Below are 18161 nucleotides of genomic sequence, written 5' to 3' on the forward strand. Positions count from 1 at the left end.
TTGCTGATATCAATTTTTTGTCGCCTCTGTCTGCGCAGGCACAGCAAGCAAGAAAAATTGATATCAGCAGTCTAATATTTAAAGATTCGTTCAACAGACCCTAAGGTGCTGTAGTAAATAAATATTACTGCTTTTATCAGTTAGCAGAAGCGCTTATACCGTATTATAGATTTTCTGTTGCTTCTTGGGGAGTTTGTTATAGCTCTTCTTGTGATTCTGACGAAGCTTCTTCTTCCAGCATTGATTCTTCATCTAGCATATCTTCCTGTGACATATCTTCTTGTAGGTCTTTTTGTGGCATTGCTTCTTCTGAATCTTGCATGGCTTGTTGTTGCGCTTGCTGCATAGCCTGTTGTTGTGCCTGTTGCTCAGGAGCCATCTGTTGTTGAGTGGCGTTGCTATTTACGCTTGCTCTTGAGATGCGCTGGGTTTCGTTAATCTGAACCGAGTTAGATGGGCTTGGTACTGATACATTGGCTGAATTTTCAGCTTCAGTCTCAAGTGTGGTAGTAGCAGCATTTTGCATATCTGCTTGTGCAGTATCAGCAGGTGCAGCCATAGCCAAGCTTGGAATAGTGAGCATAGCGCCAATCAGTAATGATAAAGGTAGAGTACGGTTTTTCATCAGTTTATTCCTCAGTTTGCATTCTCATAGCGTCAGCTCAAAGTATTTCAAACTTGACGCTTATTTGCATGATTTCGTATAGCACAAATTAATGGTGTATTTTGAATCTATATATTTAATATATTTAATATATTTAACATTCAATGTGTAGATAAAACAAAATCATGATAACCATTTGTTGATTATCATGATTGGTGTGGATAAAGAGTTTTATAAAATAATCTAATAAAACTCTAAGCAAGAGAATAGCAACTAAGCGATTATTATTTCAGTAGTACATAGATTAAAAATCTAACAGACATGCGCTCGCAGGTGACTTTGTGCAACTATTGTATTCTTATTGTCAGGCAAATATATAAAGTTTCTTTACCTTAGCTTTAAACACAGTGACTATTAAATATAATCATTCCACTATAAAAGTATTACTGCGTTAACCTCGTTTGAAGTACTAAATATACATCTACACTCGGTGGCCTTGTACTACTTTTAAATTAAATCAACTATAAGAATATAATTTACTTGCATCCAAGATTTTTTTTGTAAAAAAATTATTCAACGATGACATATCTACCAGTATTGGGATCGATAACGCGCTGCTGTAAATCGCTATCAGGAACGCGGATGACAGGGAAGGTCTGACTGATTTCAGTATTATCAATCACTTCATCATCTGCTACCTCGCCAACGATTACAGTACGCCCAGCATCTTCTACCGCAATGGCCGTACCATTTGCTGTATTAACGCGTTTAATTTGATCTTGTGGTGCGATGATGACTTCTTTTACTTTATATTTAGCAGGACGAATAACACGAGTCGTTTCGATAATAACGGGTTCTATACTACGCTCTTCAGTAATGGCAACTTCCGCTTCTAACGCTTCACTTTCCACAGCTTCAGACATAATTGGTGTAGGGAACTTGGCGCCAAAATGATTGTCGCACTGTTGCATACTTAAACGCACAGGATTGCCGTTTTTATCCATGTAGACGTTGACTGGCATATCAGCGGCGATAGCAACATATTTGCCGACCAAAGCACCGGATACGCCATAGCGACCATTCGATTGTCCCACGCCTAAATCACAAGCACCTGCTGAATAATTGTTAGCATTTAAGTTATTGCTGTCGACGACACTCTGTGGAATCATGACTTCAGATAAGCGCATCTTTTTGACAGAGGCTTCACCAGCTTGGCGTTTGGGGTTTTGATAGGTATAAGGGCTATAAAACTTGGCTGAGCCATCTTGGACAGCAGTGACGCATTCGTCGTAACTGTCATAGCCTACGTTACCGTGATTATCGGTTGTCATTGCAGCATTTGCATGGCTCGCAAGCATGGTTAGACCTGATGTAATAACAGCAACGGTCAATATATTCAATTTCATGGTTACATCCTTTTAATGATTAATAAATGTGTTTGAATTAGTATTATTTCTTATATGGCTTATTTTTATATCAAGTTATTAGGGCGTGTCCTCAATTCAAGCGCTTGTATCTGAATGGGCTAAAAATGGCTAAATTTTGCCAAACATCGTCAAATAGCTGATTAACATCCCGATATTATTTGCACTATTTTCCTCGTTTGACGGCAGTTTATCTCACTTTTATGACCATTTTTAAAATGAAGACACACCCTAGTAAAACGAATTAGTTTTTAATAAATAACGTCATAATTTTTGATTCGACGTTTCTGCTTTAATTTATTATTTTAACGTTTTTAATACTACGTCAGTTGCTAAGACATGGCTGTGACATCAGGCTAAGGATGTGTAGCGTAATGTATAAAAAAAGAGAAAACTGGCAACATTGTTCACCAAAAACGTACGTTATTATTATTCATTAACATCTGCTTGAAAATTTTAAAGAGTTTGTCCATAAAAAAACCGTACCTTGTTACCAAGATACGGTTATTAAAAATACGATCATTAAAAATACGGCTATTCAGATTTTAGTCTTCGTTTATTGACAGTTTGTTAAGTGTCATCTGTAAAGGCTAACCATCGACTACCTCAAAGCTAAGACCTGCATGCGCTTCTAAACGTGTTAGCAGCTTATCACCCATCGCGGCTGCTGGCGTCCAAAACCCGCCACCGACATCATCTTTGCTAATATCTTGCGCTAAGCATAAGGCTGCTTGTGCCAGCATGCGTGACGTACTGCCATAACCAGGATCTTTATCGCCCGTTACTTTGGTGTTGATGGTGTCTTTATTGGCAGTTTTTCCAAAGAGACGAATATCGTAGTAACCGTTATCTTGGTCAGACTTCGACGGCCCAGAGCCAGCTTTTGGTAAGACATGCTTGGACAGCAATTCGCGGCTTGGCTTAATCATCATCGCGGTGGCAAATCCTAACAGTCCAGCGCTCAGTGCATAACTTGACAGTTTGCCTTTTACGCCATCTTTCATCCACATCGCTTCATCATACTTAAAGTCGCGACCATATTCGTAGCCGAGCAGTTGGTTGCTGCGATGTACGATACGAGTGTTGATGCTTGCCATCACAAACGGAGCCAACCAGCGTTTGTGCTCATTATCGTATTCTGGCTTACTGACATTGGCTTGGCGCACGCTAGGCGCATCTTTATCATCATTGAGCAGATAAGGGTTTGCCACTTGCTTACGACGTGATTTATCTTTTCCTACTTCTTCAAAAATAGTCGCCATTGAGGCAACCGTACCACCAGATAAGCCACCTTTCGCCGCTTTTACGCGCATATGAATGACATCACAAGTGCTATCGAACTGAGCTTCTGCCTGCTGCTGGGTAAAATAAACGCCTAAATCTGACGGAATAGAGTCGAAGCCACAGGAATTGACGATACGAGCACCGCTTTGCTCAGCGGTCTCTTGGTATTTGTCCATCATATCTTTAATAAAGATGGCTTCACCAGTAAGGTCGACATAATCAGTGCCATTTTCGGCGCAAGATTTGACCAACGCCTCGCCATATCTTAAGTAAGGGCCAACGGTTGAGATGATGACTTGCGCCTGCTTGGTCATCTCATCTAGGCTAGCAGCGTCTTTACTATTAGCGATAATAATATCTACTTTGCTCTCAAGCTTGGACTGTAATTCGTTAAGCTTGTCTTCGTCACGACCCGCTATCGCCCACGTGACGTTAGAGCCATCCTTATTTTTGGCATTAGACAAAAAGCTTGTTAAATAATGAGCAGTAATCTGTCCAACAAAACTGGTCGCTCCGTATAAAATAATGGCGTAAGGGCGCTGGTTACTGTTGGTTTGTTTATTATCATCTGCTGCATTCGTATTCTTTGACGTATCCATATTTATTGTCCTTAATAAGTGTTTTTCTGCATAATTTAATGCTAGAGCCGATCCGTTATAAAAGTGTTATAGCATTAACCTTGCTTGAAGTAGGGTCTATACATCTGCATTCGATGGCTTCGTACCATTTTTAGATTGAAGCGACTATAAATGAGTGATGGGAATAAAAAAAGATCCATATTTACATATCGTTAAATGGATTCTAAGTCGTCAATCTATTCTAAGGCATAGTAATGGTAAGTAGGAACCAGTTAGTGTGAACTGTCATGGTTTATAGTAAATTATAGGGTGAAAATGCTCGGAGTTGAGTGATACCTCACCATCTCTACACATAAGTGCTGCAAAGCCAAGCAAAAATGTCTAAATATTAAGATTTGCTACAAAGATTACATAACCTACCGACATTATTACTAAAATGAACGTTTTTTGGCGAAAAATATTGCTAATCTATCCCCGTACACAGTTGTAAATAGTATTAAAAAAACAACAACTTAAATGGACATTAGATGAAGTAAGACGAATATTAGCAACGATCGCGTTTTAGATCTGCTATTTGTCTTTCTATCTGATTTTTGATAATTATTGAGGAGAAGGTTATGTTTCGCTGGGCTATTATATTTGCAGTAATCGCACTGATTGCAAGTTTCTTAGGGTTTGGTGGTGTCGCTGGACTGTCTGCAAACTTTGCCTACATTCTATTAGCATTGGCGGTGATTTTGTTTATCGTCGCATTTGTTAGCCGTAAAATGTAGCAGTGAATTTGAATAAATAAACGTTATCAAGCAAAAAAGTCCTCAATTGAGGACTTTTTTTATGGAAACTCTTCGCTAATCAATTTACTACCTACTTTACTAATTGTTTTGCTTTAGATATTAAGCCACTGAACATGACTTAATAAAGAATACGTCCGAATGTATTACAAGCGTTTGGGTTGAATAATATGTTCCATTCGTTTGGCCAAACGAATATCAAGACTGGTGATACCGCCCGTATCATGCGTGGTTAGGCGTACGTCTACAACATTATAAACATTGTGCCATTCAGGGTGATGTTCGAGCGCTTCGGCATGAAATGCGGCTTGGTTCATAAAACTGATGGCCTCAATAAAGTCATTAAATTCATAGCTTTTAATAATGCTGTTGCCGTCACGCTGCCAGCCAGCTAAGTCTTCTAGCTGTAAGTCAATTTGTTTGTCAGATAAACTACTCATGGTGGTCTCCCTTATTATTATGTTGGATGATTTGGTCGAGTTTTTATTAACTTTCATTATTTAATGGATTGATAAAAATTCTAATAAGTGCGCTAGCAACTTTATACTCTAAATAGGACAAAAAACCCACCTATATTCGATATCTTGTCATATATTTAAAAATAAATACATGATTGCAGACAGCAAATAAATAGGAGGGTAGTGTGGTAGCAATTGTTAGATCTTAATATAGTTAACCCTATATAGTAGGCTCTAAATAAAATAGGTACAAAGTGTCATAACGCGGAACTGAGACAAATTTTCCTTGCTTGCTGTGTCTACGCTGACAGAGGCTGCAAAAAATGTATCTCAGTTCCGCTGTCTTATTTTTGAATTGAACGGACTATAAGAGGAGCCAGTTATACCAAATCTTGATACTCGGGATGCTTGCTTATATAAGAGGCAACAAATGAGCATTGTGGTACGACTTTTTTACCCTGTTCGCGTGCATAGTTCAAGGCATGTTTGACCAGACCAGAACCAACACCGCGCCCGCCCAATTCTTGCGGTACGATAGTATGGTCGTAGATTAGTTTATCATCGTGTTCCTGATAGCTGAGATAGCCAGTATGACCATCAATTGAGGTCTCAAAACGTTTAGCTTGGTCATCATGGACAATATCTAATGGTTTTTTTTCAGTATTATCGTTCATATATCACTCCATTATTATGATTTTTCTAAAAGGCTAATTTGTCGTTTTTATATTATGGGACATTATCCGTTGTTACACCAGTCATGTACGACTGCTTATGGTAAACACAGATAGGTAAAATGTTACCGTTAATATTATATGAGCGCTACAGACAAAGTTTTTACCATAATTTTTATAACATTTACTTGGAATAAAATAAGGCTTGTTGCACGACAGGTGGCAGATATTTGCTTAAGCCGCGCATAAGTGGTTCATCTTTTGGCGTTGTAACATTACTTGTATGCGCTGGCACGTTAGATTGCGCTTGCAAATGTGCCTGCCACTCTTCTGCACTTGGTTTGCTAAAATGCTTGATACGACCCAGTACTTGTTTGAATTGGCGACCAAACCGACCCGTGTTATAAGACAAGCCATACTTTTGGCATATTGCCTGTACTTGGGGCGCGATACGCGCGTAATGGCGAGCAGGCATATCAGGGAAGATATGATGCTCGATCTGATGTGACAAGTTACCCGTTAAAAGGTGAAACCATTTGCTGCCTTGAATGTTACTAGAGCCAAGGATTTGGCGCACATACCAGTCGCCTTTGCTTTCATTATCAGCCAGATGGGTATAGATATGCGCCTGTTCGGTAAAGTGACCACAAAATATTACTGCCCACGTCCAAATATTGCGAGCGACATTGGCTGTAAGGTTACCACTCAGCGTCGTCATCGCACTACGGCGACCGAAAGCTAAGCTAGCCAGCGTCGGAAAAACAAGATGATCTTTGCCCACTTGCCGGGCGATTTTACTCAGTAACGCATGAGACTTTGGCTGCATGATCTCTGTTAGCTGTGGCGACTCTGCATATTCGTCAACGCTGATTTGGATGTCATGAAAAGCCACCGCCCACTCAAATCCCAATGCCAATATCATGGTCTTCAGTAAATTATAACGGTCGCTTGGCGTCCAAGGCTGTTCATCAGTTACCCGAATCAAATGATAACCAACGTCGTGATCGCGCCCAACAATATTCGTATAAGTATGATGCAGGTAGTTATGCGAATGCTGCCAGAGCGGCGCTGGACAAACGATGTCCCAATCAAACTGCTTACTATTCAGATGCGGATGCTGCATCCAGTCATATTGACCATGCATGACATTATGACCAAGCTCCATATTATTTAAAATTTTGCTAAAACTTAATAGGGAAGTGCCCAGTAACCAAGTGACTACTCTACTTTGTCGTGATGACAGTCGACCTGACACAGCGAGTAGACCACGGGCCAGTATTTCACTATAGACGACGGTGCTATAAACGCGCTGAATATAGCGAGCGTCATCAGCGCCCAGTGAGTCCATCACGCTCTGATACAGCGTGTTTAGCTCAGCAGCCAAGGCTTCTGTACGCGCTGTTGGTAATTGTGCGCCGCTCAGGGTTGGATATAAACCTTGTTTTGGCGATAGATTCGTTAAACCAGCAAATGTAGGCACGGCAGACTGGGCGGTGAACATAGGCGGTAATAAGCGCATAAATAGTCCTTAACCGAGACTGCTTAGGGTGTCAGACGACAGCGCCGGTTTTATGATTCAAGTGGGCTTTAGCATATAATATGCTAAAGCGTTAAGCTATCTAAATCTGGTACAAGTTGCTGTATTTTATTTAGTTTACTTAGGGCATGTCCTCAATCTGAACGAACCTGCCTAAATGGTCTAAAAATGGCTAAATCTTGCCAAACTGCGTCAAATAGCTAGTCAATATCTCGATATTATCTGCGCTACTTTCCTTATTTACCTGCACTTTATCTCATTTTTATCGCCATTTTCAAAATGAGAACACGCCCTAATTAATCAGTAATAATAACAAGAAAATCGTATTTAATTTTGAGTTTGCAAGGTTTTTTCTACACTATAAACCGTGAGTGGAGGCGTACCAACACCTAATAGCTATCTAATAAAAGAAGCCTGCTTTATACATCCAAAATGACGTCTGTCATCGGGATATTGATACAGGTCTGAATAGATTCAACACCATGACTGCTTAGCTTGCCCGTTTGGATATTTTTGACGACACCGCTGATTTTTTGGCAGCGACACAGTTGACAGATTCCTTGTCTACAACCATAGCTCAGTCTGATACCTGCTTGCTCCGCGCCCAAGAGTAAAGTGGTGCCACTACTAAACTGCTGCTGTCGTCCACGTAAATAGACCGTTTGCACTGCTATATCAGCCGTTTCCTCATTTGTACCAAGGCTCATATCAGAATCAGGCAATGCAGTGCCAAACCGTTCGACAATCACGTTATCTCGCAGCGAGCGCTTAGGTGCTAGAGTGTGGTTATCTGAAGGCAGGCTTAACGTCTCTAGAGCACGGTAGAGCCCTGCCAATAACGAGGATGAGCCGCAGGCGAATATCGTTGACTCTGCTAGTGACAACGGCAGCAGTGATAAGGTGTCTACGTCTAAGTGTCGCGAGCCTGCTAGCTGGCTACTGTAGTTATTTGGGTCAGCGGTATTCACCATATAGTAAGCAAAATAGGGATAGGCAGTTGCTAAGTGTTGCCAGTAAGCTTGGAAAGGTGATTTTGCCAATGACGTACGGTGATAATATAACAAAGTGACAGTGCGGCTTTGTGCTAATGCTTGGGTAATCAATCCTAACATCGGGGTAATACCGCTACCACCAGCGATAAATAATAACGGCGATTGCTTAGAGCGTGACAGCTCACTTTTCTGTTTGGTTAATTTTGCTGATGTATCCGCCAAGGTAAAATCACCGCTTGGCAAGCTACTATCGAATACCGTACCAAGTGGCGCTTGTTGAGTCAGATAGTCTGAAACCAACCCTTGCGGTTTGATGGCAATAGTAACGGTGGCACATAAATTATTGCTGGCACTGTCATTAACGGCATTTTTAGCGTTGTTATCAAAGATAGCGTCGTGCAAATCTGCTGGCTGCGGAAACATCCCAACCAGTGAGTAGCTGCGCTGATGGTTGATACCTTCGATAGGCACAGTCAGATGAATATGTTGCCCGCCGTGCCAGCTATCATCGATAGTAAATGCTAGACGTTTAAAGGCCTGATTGGCTTCAAACTTTAGCGCGACCAATTCCTCGTTGATCGTCTGTCGCGCAATAAGGCGTAGTTTGGGCGTGGTCAACGACCAAAACGGATGCAAGCGCGACCCAACAAAATCAACGAACGCGCGTTGGATAATCTCAGGGCGGTAGCCGGTCGTCATAGAATACCTTTTATCATATGCTTTTCAATCATTGTAAAGTCGTGCGTTTGACTGCTCACTTAACTGCTTTTGCCGTCGCTTTTATCAGCGCTTATACATATTAGAACAGATAAAAAAACTCTACAATTATTAAAATATTTTATTAAGAATATCTAATATCTTAACGGCTATTCATTAATTTTGCGAAAAATTTGCTGCAACTTTTTGTGAGGTTTATAAAACAGAAGCGTATCAGGGTAATATGATTATTGTTCAAATTAGAGCTTATACTGACTATTATAGGCTGCATTTAAGCAAATAATCTTGTGCTGATAGGCGTAAAAACTTGCGCTTATAGGTGCAAAAATACGAAATCAATGCCAAAGAGTGCTAAAGCCATCTACTAGCTTGCAGGGTATGCGCCACAATGCGATAATAACCTATAATTTGTAACCCTGATTTTGAGGTACAGCACGCTTAGCATCATTGCTAGGTGATATTTGCTGTTCTCTTCTATGCAGTCTATCGGAGTGTTAATGGCTCAATATATTTACACGATGAACAACGTGTCAAAACTTGTTCCACCTAAGCGTGAAATCCTAAAAAATATCAACCTATCGTTTTTCCCTGGCGCCAAAATCGGTGTACTCGGTATCAATGGGTCTGGTAAATCAACCTTGCTACGCATCATGGCGGGCGTAGATACAGAGTTTAGCGGCGAAGCACGCGCGCAAACGGGCACCAAGATTGGCTATCTGCCGCAGGAACCACAGCTTGATGACAGTAAAGATGTCCGTGGTAATGTCGAAGATGGTATGCGTGAAGCCTTAGATGCGCTGGCACGCCTTGATGCGATTTATGCAGAATACGCTGAACCAGATGCAGACTTTGATAAGCTTGCTGAAGAGCAAGGCAAGATGGAAGACATCATCCAAGCATGGGATGCGCATAACTTAAATACCCAGCTTGAAAAAGCGGCTGATGCATTGCGTCTACCGCCTTGGGATGCTGACGTTAGCAAACTGTCTGGTGGTGAAAAACGCCGTGTGGCACTATGCCGTTTACTATTGTCACGCCCAGATATGCTGTTACTTGACGAACCGACTAACCATTTGGACGCCGAATCTGTCGCGTGGCTAGAGCAGTTCCTACAGAACTACAGCGGTACTATCGTGGCTATTACCCATGACCGTTATTTCTTGGATAACGTTGCTCAGTGGATCTTGGAGCTGGATCGTGGCCATGGCTATCCGTACGAAGGCAACTATACCGAGTGGCTCGAGCAAAAGAACACCCGTCTAGAGCAGCAGAACAAGCAAGAAGAATCCTTTGCTAAAGCGCTGAAAAAAGAGCTTGAGTGGATTCGTAAAAACCAAAAAGGCCAACAAGCCAAGTCGAAATCTCGTGTACAGCGCTTTGAAGAGCTGAACTCAACAGAGTTCCAGCAGCGCAATGAGACGGCTGAGATTTATATTCCACCTGGTCCACGTTTGGGTAACAAGGTTATTGAGATTAATGACATCTCTAAATCATTTGGCGATCGCTTGCTCTATGAAAACCTAAGTTTTAACGTCCCAGCAGGTGCTATCGTTGGTATCATTGGTCCAAATGGGGCGGGTAAAACCACACTATTTAACATGATTACTGAACGTGATACGCCAGATACTGGAACCGTTGATTTGGGTGAAAGTGTCAAAGTCGCTTATGTTGGTCAGGTACGTGACAACTTAGACGACAGTAAAACCGTTTGGGAAGAAGTGTCTGACGGTCTTGATATTATTACGGTTGGCGATTACACCACGCCAAGTCGTGCTTATATCGGTCGCTTTAACTTTAAAGGCTCAGACCAGCAAAAACACGTTGGTCAATTATCAGGTGGTGAGCGTAACCGCTTGCAGCTTGCTAAGACACTAAAACAGGGTGCAAACGTCTTGCTCCTTGATGAACCATCAAACGATTTGGATATCGAAACCTTACGTGCGCTAGAGGATGCAATTCAAGTATTCCCAGGCACGGTCATGGTCGTCTCGCATGATCGCTGGTTCCTTGACCGTATCGCCACCCATATTTTGGCATTCGAAGAAGAAGGTCCAATTTGGTTCGATGGTAACTACTCTGAGTTTGAGACTTATCGTAAAAAGACCATGGGTGATGCTGCCACTCCTAAGCGTATGAAGTATAAAAAGATTTCTACCTAGCATAGTTGCTTCAAGGCTACTGAAAAGCTAGCTATTTAGAAAATTGAAATTGCACTTCACTTGTTCATATAAGCAATAAAAAAGACCTCTAATGAATTAGAGGTCTTTTTTTATACTTAATTTGCTATAAATTAACGCTTGCGCCCAAATTTACGCTGCTTCTTATTACTAATCTCAGTAATCGCATGAGTGATTTCCTCTTCATCTAAGCTGGCCACTTGCTGTAATATTTGCATCATATCAGGGCTGAGCACGTATTTGGCATGATGGGCAATGTCGTTGATACGCTGATCAAAAGTCAACACACCCGTCTCATCATCTTTTTGCAAATAATCTAGACGGGTCAAGGCACTAATAAAGCTGGTGAATAAGGCGCGGTCAAAGAAATCAGGAATATCATCAGCATATAAGACGGACAAGCGCTGCCCAAGTAGATGACACAAATCAACCACTTCGTTTTCGGTCAAATTGCCCGAGCCTTGCTGAGCCAAAAGCGCAAGCGTCATAAAGTAACGCTCAAGGCTTTGTTCGACAGGCGTCGCGAGTACCTGTAGCTGCTGATAGCATTTACTATTAGACTCAGGAACGCTAAGCACACCATCGCCCAACTCGACGATCAGTCCATGACTGAGCAGGTTATCCACTTTTTTATTGAGCGTTTCGGCTAGGCCATGCGCTGGGTAGTATAAAAACAGCTCACTTTGTAAAAACGGATATAACTGCTCGGCAATGCTATTGAGACGACTGCGTTCGATACGACCGTTACGGGCAACCAAAGCGGCTAGGAATGACAGCAGAATAAAGACATGCAAAATGTTATTACGGAAGTAGCTGAGCAGGGCGGCTTGTTTGCCAGCGACTTGAATGATATCCCCTAAAATATGCGGGATACGCTCGATAAGCTTGAGCTTAACCCCATAATCGATGATTTGCTGTGGTGACATATCAGTGACCACCGTATCATCAGAGTAGGGCAACTGCTGAGCCAGACCTTGATATAGGGCGATTTGCTCACGGCAGATCTCTTCATCGAGCGCCGCTTTTGGTGCTGATAGCAGGACTAATGACAATAGTGACACCGGAGTGACGACGGCGGCTTTATTGATATGCTGCATCACTTTGACGCCGATGTTATCGACCATCGCGCCGGTTTTTTCATCGAGTGGGGTATCCGTGCGATCACTAGGTAAGCTGTTGGCGGGTACATCAAATTTTTGCATAAAGTCGCTAAGGTGTAGCGGTGTGCCAAAGCTCAAATGCACGTTACCAAAGATACGCTCAATCTTACGCCCAACTTTGAGTAAGCCTATTAACGACTCAGATTCTTTTGGCTTGCCTTTTAGCTCACCAACATAGGTGCCGCCTTCCATGATGCGCTCATAACCGATATAAGTCGGGATGAAGACTACTGGCTTATTGGTTTGGCGTAACTGACTGTGTACCGTCATGGCCAGCATACCCATCTTCGGTGGTAATAGACGCCCTGAGCGTGAGCGCCCGCCTTCGATGAAGTATTCAATTGGGGTATTACGGGTAATAAGCGTATGCATATACTCACGGAGTACGGCGGTATAAAGCGCATTACCACGGAAGCTTCGACGAATATAAAACGCCACCGCGCCGCGCAACAGTGGGCCTAAGATGGGCACATCTAAGTTATCACCTGCTGCAACATAAGGAATGCTCAGGCCACGTTTATAAATGACATAAGACAGTAGAAGGTAATCGACATGACTACGATGACAAGGGACATATACCAGCTCGTAGTCGGTGGCAAGCTCGCGTACACGCTCGAAGTGATGGACTTCTACACCGTCATAGAGCTGCGTCCATAGCCATGTCAAAAATTTATAAAAACCGCGTATGATAGAGTGCGAGTAGTCATTGACCATCTCGTTTGCATAGCCCTTGGCAAGGATACGGGCATCACGAACATTGGTGCCTGACGCTTTGGCCTCAGCTTCTATCGCATGCTTAATCGCTGGTGAATATATCAGCTTATCCACCAAGTTGCGCCTGTCTGATAAATCAGGACCAAGCATGCTGGCCCGCTGTTTATCTAGGTAAATATTAAGCTGTTGTTGCAGCATGCGCACCAATTCACGATTGCCATCGGCAGCCGCGACTAACGCATAATTCGCTACGGTAGTGGTCTCATTTGTGCTATCAGCAGTTGAATGGCTCGAATCAGTTGAATCAGTGGCAGTAGAATCAAAGACAGCGGGGCCTTCTCCATGACCTTGGAGATTGTCATTGATAAGGGTGCGCAAGTCTTGCGGTGGGTGGAACTGGACAAAGGTATCGCGTCCCATCACTCCGATATTAAATAACTGCTTGGTGATGCTAGGGTCTTCCCAGTTATCAGCGGTCAATAGCTTAAAGAGGGAGTCTTCTTTTTCGGGTGCGCGTCCCCACAGGATAGAGACGGGCACTAAACGAACCTTTAACTCTGGATGCTGTAAAACGGCAGACACCAAGCGTGATAGTCGTGGCGACAGCTGGCTGTCTTTAGAATGTGGATGGTGCAAAAATATAATGGCCGCGTTTTCTTTAATGTTATGGGCGACATCATTCACCCCGACCAATGCTGGTGGTAGGTTGTGCTCTTGCGTCTGCAAGTCGATCAAAATACTGTTGGAGCGCGAATAATCTTGCAGCACATAAAATCTGAGCGTCTGATCATCCGTATCAAACTCCGGCAATTCGCCCAACAGCTTCGGCTTAACGGCGACATCGAGTAGCTGACCCGATACCTTACGATAGAGCTGATTGATGGGCGCATTCGAGTAAGGCTTGGTAACGACTGGCTCGCCGTCAGTTATTGCATCGTTGTCTGTCGCTGACTGGCTATCGGCCGTGACTGGCGCTTTAAAAATCCGTTTTTTTAGGAACTTATTCTTTAAGAAACTGGGTATCATAATGGGTATCAAAATTAGTGAAATGTATTACTCTTATGATGCCATAAAAGCCATCAAAGCGATATATTATGTCTGTATATACTGCTAATATTAATACGAATCGGTAATTATTTTGTGAGTGAAATGCCGCTTAAAAGGCTCAATTATTTGAAGTCTAAAGGCTTTAGCGTAATAATATAATAGCGTCAGCGAGCATGAATGAATATTCAGACCAGTCTGTACACGCACTCACTGCTGTTAAACAAATCTCCTTCAAACAACCAAAAGTTCAACGCCTATGACTCCTGCTATCCAACTTGCCAAACAGCGCGGCCTTGATTATCAGCTGCACGAATATACTCACGACAGCAGTGCCGCATCTTATGGCTTAGAAGCTGCCGAAAAGCTGGGCGTGGAGGTAAAACAAGTATTCAAAACCTTGGTGGTGTCGACTGACCATGGCTCGCTAGCTGTGGCTATTTTGCCCGTTGATAGAACTTTAAATTTCAAAAAAATGGCCAAAGCGTTGTCTGCTAATAAAATGCTGATATGCAAAAAAGTACAGATGGCAGACCCTAAGCAAGTCGAACGTAGCACAGGTTACGTACTGGGCGGGGTCAGTCCATTGGGACAAAAGAAGCGCTTAGCGACTATTATAGACAGTTCAGCTGAGCAGCAGCCAACCATTTATGTGAGTGCGGGGCGTCGCGGCTTAGAGATTGAACTGCCACCGATACAATTGGCTGCCACCCTTGACGCACGTTTTGCCGCCATCACTGATGAATAAGGGTTAGGTTCGTGCTGACCAAGCACACTCATTTTTTATCCGTTTTCCATGCTTTTTAATGTACTTATTTTTTTAAGATATTTATATTTTTAAGGTGCTTATATTTTTAAGGTAATTATATTCTAAGGATAGTCTCATGCCACATTTAACCATTCAAGTCACGCCCAATGTCAGTATCCCTCATGCAGAATCCTTGCTTAAATCTTTGAACAAAGCGCTTTGGGATAGTGGACATTTTGGCAAGCCGACGGATATCAAAGCACGCATCATACCTATTGAGACATTTTTGGTGGGTGTTGAAGACGACGAACAGGCATATGGCTTTGTTTATGCGCATCTAAAAATCATGACCGGTCGTGATGAGGTCGTACGCCATCAGCTTGCTGAGCTATTAACGGCTGCCATAGAAGAGGTGTTAGATACCGAGCAATCAGAGCGCGTAGGCATACAAATCTGTGTTGAGGTGGAAGAAATCAGCGCGATTTATCATAAGAAAATGCTTGGTGACTAGGGCGTATTGAATACTTACAAATACTCGCACAGTGACTCGCTAGCATACTTAGGTAAGACAATCACTTCAACGCTATAACCTGCGGTGCGACCTTGAGTGGCCATCAGATTACGAGCAATGCGCAATCGATACGTGCCAGTGGCAGGCAAGCAGCCTTGATAAATGATACCGCCTTTGGTGCCATCTTGTGTGCCATTCGGCATATGCAGTACGCCGACATTGGCAGTCTCTGGGGTGCCCGTAAGGGGCACAATATTAATGATGGCATATTGCCAACTGCTAGCGTGAAAGCGATACCAGTGCTCGTTTTCATTGGGCTTTAACTGCCCAGTCACCGTACTACTAAGCGCGCCTTTCGTAAAATGAATAGGGGTGTCGCTACTTTTAGCCAACGCGCTATGGGCACTAATCCCTATGAATGTGGCACTAAGCAACAGCGTTTTTAGCACTTGTGCGGTTGTTAAAGTAGTTTTATTTTTAACCAAAAACATCGTACCTCCTAACTGACTTTGTTATTTATCTACTATAGTCAGTGAAAAGTAATATCAGCAATACCATAGCCATTTTTAGCCCATTTAGATACAAGCGTTTGAAGTGAGGACACCCCCTAGTTAAACATAAAAAAGCGCCTAATAAATAGGCGCTTTTTTTATTAATAATCAAGTAACTCGTACAGTCTTAGTCATGATTTTAGTCTAAGAAAGCAAAGTTTTCGATTTTCATGGCAGTCATGCTTTCGCTTGGTGCCACCATACCCTCGGCGTGGCCTGAGGTACGTGGTAGAATCTTATCAAAATAGAACTCAGCCGTTTGGATTTTAGCTTTGTAGAATTCTGGTGACTCAGTGCCGCCATTTTTTAGCTTGTCATAAGCGACAGCCGCCATACGCGCCCAGTGGTAACCCATCATGACATAGCCTGAGTACATCAAGAAATCTTCTGATGCGGCTGAGATGATTTCACGGTCTTTACGTGCCATTAGCATCAAGCGTACGGTTAGGGTGTTCCACTCAGCACAAAGCTTGGTCAATGCCCAAACGAATTTACGCATGTCTTTATCAAGTGCGTACTCGCCACACCATTTCATGATGCTTGAGGTGTAATCACGGATGATTTTACCTTTAGACTGCAAGATAACCTTACGACCTAACAAATCAAGTGCCTGTACGCCAGTGGTACCTTCGTACATAGTGGCAATACGTGCATCACGAGCGATCAGCTCCATGCCCCATTCTTTGATATAGCCGTGACCGCCATATATCTGCTGACCATGCTTGGCCGCTTCGATACCTAGCTCGGTTAAAAAGCCTTTTAGGATAGGCGTATAGAAGCCTAATTTGTCATCCCACTTTTCAAACTCAGCATCATCACCGTTGGCAACGCCTTGCGACATTTTGTCGGCATAACGCGCTGAGTGATAAATCATTGAGCGACCGCCTTCAGCAAAGGCTTTTTGCGTCAATAGCATACGACGAACGTCAGCGTGATGAATGATAGCATCGGCTACTTTTTCAGGATCTTTGGTCCCTGACAACGTACGCATTGAACGACGATCTTTCGCATACGGTAGGGCGTTTTGGAAAGACAGCTCAGTGTGTGCCAAACCTTGGATACCAGTACCGATACGGGCGGTGTTCATAAAGGTGAACATGGCTTTTAGGCCTTTGTTCGGCTCACCGATGAGATAACCTAACGCGCCGTCGAAGTTCAGTACACAAGTCGCTGATGAGCTGATACCCATTTTGTGCTCGATAGAGCCACAAGTAACGCCATTGCGCTCGCCTGCTTCGCCATCGGCATTTGGCAAGAATTTTGGTACGATAAATAATGAGATACCACGGGTGCCTTCTGGCGCATCCGGTAGGCGTGCTAAGACGATATGGACGATGTTGTCAGTTAAGTCATGCTCACCACTTGAGATGAAAATCTTAGTGCCGCTAAGCTTGTAGCTACCGTCTTCTTGCGGAATCGCTTTTGACTTTACTTGTCCTAAATCGGTACCACACTGTGGCTCAGTCAAGCACATCGTACCTGCCCACGTGCCTTCAACCAATTTATGCAAGTAAGTTTCTTTTTGCTCATCAGTACCGTACTGCATGATGGTGTTAATACAACCTGTCGATAGGCCAGGATACATTGCCCACGGCCAGTTCGCCGTACCCATCATTTCAGACTTAATGAGGTTGATTGACATAGGCAAGTTCATACCGCCGTACTCTTCAGGGTACGAAATACCTTGCCAGCCGCCGTCTACAAACTGATCGTAAGCTTCTTTAAAGCCTTTAGGGGTAGTGACAACACCCTCTTCAAAATGACAGCCTTCTGCATCTGCTGGCTGGTACAAAGGGGCTAAGACATTTTCAGAGAAGTCAGCAAAGCTTTGCAAAATCATATCGACCGTTTCAGGATCAGCATTTGCGCCGTTGTCTAAATCTTTGTAATGCGTCTGAAAGTCGAAAACATCATTTATTAAAAACTTGATATCACGTAAAGGTGCTTTGTAAGTTAACATAGTTGGTCTCTTTGGTTGGTTCACTGTCATAGCACTAGGATTCAAACCTAAGTGTATTCAAGTGAATGTTTGCTTATTTTTTGTGGCAAATGAATGATCTTATGGAGGATCGATGGGACTTATGAATAAATTCTTGTCCGCTATAGGTATGGTCAAGCGTTACTTAATAAAAGTCAACTACTATGACGGTGATACGAGTATAAGACTTCTACAGCCACAAATATATAACGTATAACTAAT

The 18161-nt window shown here is 42.9% G+C and carries 14 protein-coding genes; 4 read left to right on the plus strand and 10 right to left on the minus strand.

Features of this window, described 5'->3' with window-relative positions; translation table 11 throughout:
* Positions 1-196: 196 nt before the first annotated feature.
* The 3 genes from CXF65_RS11725 to CXF65_RS11735 form a co-directional block, all read right to left on the minus strand.
* Positions 197-625, minus strand: coding sequence for a hypothetical protein (locus tag CXF65_RS11725; protein ID WP_101212164.1), 429 nt, complete (start codon positions 623-625; stop codon positions 197-199).
* 548 nt (positions 626-1173) lie between these two features.
* Positions 1174-2010 carry a hypothetical protein gene (locus tag CXF65_RS11730; protein WP_101212165.1) on the minus strand — a complete coding sequence of 279 codons (837 nt, stop codon included), beginning with the start codon at positions 2008-2010 and terminating at the stop codon, positions 1174-1176.
* Positions 2011-2618: 608 nt separating this feature from the next.
* Positions 2619-3917 (minus strand): saccharopine dehydrogenase family protein, encoded by a 1299-nt coding sequence (locus CXF65_RS11735; RefSeq protein ID WP_101212166.1) that lies wholly within the window; start codon positions 3915-3917, stop codon positions 2619-2621.
* A 590-nt stretch (positions 3918-4507) separates the two neighbouring features.
* Between CXF65_RS11735 and CXF65_RS11740 the strand changes: the two genes are divergently transcribed.
* Entirely contained in the window at positions 4508-4663 is a 156-nt protein-coding gene (locus CXF65_RS11740; RefSeq protein WP_010200882.1) for a DUF1328 domain-containing protein, read from the plus strand.
* A 164-nt stretch (positions 4664-4827) separates the two neighbouring features.
* Here CXF65_RS11740 and CXF65_RS11745 read toward each other — a convergent pair whose 3' ends face one another.
* The 4 genes from CXF65_RS11745 to CXF65_RS11760 all read right to left on the minus strand — a co-directional run bounded on the left by CXF65_RS11745 (position 4828) and on the right by CXF65_RS11760 (position 9038).
* Positions 4828-5121: a 4a-hydroxytetrahydrobiopterin dehydratase gene (locus tag CXF65_RS11745; protein WP_025651109.1), complete on the minus strand. Its 294-nt coding sequence runs from the start codon at positions 5119-5121 to the stop codon at positions 4828-4830.
* A 398-nt stretch (positions 5122-5519) separates the two neighbouring features.
* On the minus strand, positions 5520-5813 hold the full coding sequence (locus CXF65_RS11750) for a GNAT family N-acetyltransferase (RefSeq protein ID WP_025651108.1): 294 nt from the start codon (positions 5811-5813) through the stop codon (positions 5520-5522).
* Positions 5814-5994: 181 nt separating this feature from the next.
* A complete protein-coding gene (locus tag CXF65_RS11755) occupies positions 5995-7329 on the minus strand; it encodes a fatty acid desaturase family protein (RefSeq protein WP_101212167.1) in 1335 nt (444 codons plus the stop codon).
* A gap of 437 nt (positions 7330-7766) precedes the next feature.
* Positions 7767-9038 (minus strand): flavin reductase family protein, encoded by a 1272-nt coding sequence (locus tag CXF65_RS11760; protein WP_101212168.1) that lies wholly within the window; start codon positions 9036-9038, stop codon positions 7767-7769.
* Positions 9039-9553: 515 nt separating this feature from the next.
* On the opposite strand from CXF65_RS11760, the gene ettA reads away from it, so the two are divergent.
* The gene (ettA, locus tag CXF65_RS11765; protein ID WP_101212169.1) at positions 9554-11215 is read left to right on the plus strand and encodes an energy-dependent translational throttle protein EttA; all 1662 of its coding nucleotides are present in this window, start codon (positions 9554-9556) and stop codon (positions 11213-11215) included.
* Positions 11216-11346: 131 nt separating this feature from the next.
* Here ettA and plsB read toward each other — a convergent pair whose 3' ends face one another.
* On the minus strand, positions 11347-14133 hold the full coding sequence (gene plsB, locus CXF65_RS11770; RefSeq protein WP_101212170.1) for a glycerol-3-phosphate 1-O-acyltransferase PlsB: 2787 nt from the start codon (positions 14131-14133) through the stop codon (positions 11347-11349).
* Between the two features lie 277 nt (positions 14134-14410).
* On the opposite strand from plsB, the gene ybaK reads away from it, so the two are divergent.
* Together ybaK and CXF65_RS11780 are read left to right on the plus strand one after the other, a co-directional pair.
* Positions 14411-14899, plus strand: coding sequence for a Cys-tRNA(Pro) deacylase (gene ybaK, locus CXF65_RS11775; protein WP_025651102.1), 489 nt, complete (start codon positions 14411-14413; stop codon positions 14897-14899).
* 136 nt (positions 14900-15035) lie between these two features.
* Positions 15036-15410: a 5-carboxymethyl-2-hydroxymuconate Delta-isomerase gene (locus CXF65_RS11780; protein ID WP_101212171.1), complete on the plus strand. Its 375-nt coding sequence runs from the start codon at positions 15036-15038 to the stop codon at positions 15408-15410.
* Between the two features lie 14 nt (positions 15411-15424).
* Here the strand turns inward: CXF65_RS11780 and CXF65_RS11785 are convergent, their stop codons facing one another.
* Positions 15425-15901 carry a hypothetical protein gene (locus tag CXF65_RS11785; RefSeq protein WP_101212172.1) on the minus strand — a complete coding sequence of 159 codons (477 nt, stop codon included), beginning with the start codon at positions 15899-15901 and terminating at the stop codon, positions 15425-15427.
* Positions 15902-16100: 199 nt separating this feature from the next.
* Positions 16101-17921: an acyl-CoA dehydrogenase C-terminal domain-containing protein gene (locus CXF65_RS11790; protein WP_025651099.1), complete on the minus strand. Its 1821-nt coding sequence runs from the start codon at positions 17919-17921 to the stop codon at positions 16101-16103.
* Positions 17922-18161 lie beyond the last annotated feature (240 nt).

Origin of the sequence: Psychrobacter sp. Sarcosine-3u-12, from assembly GCF_002836005.1 — a bacterium.
Taxonomy (GTDB): domain Bacteria; phylum Pseudomonadota; class Gammaproteobacteria; order Pseudomonadales; family Moraxellaceae; genus Psychrobacter; species Psychrobacter okhotskensis.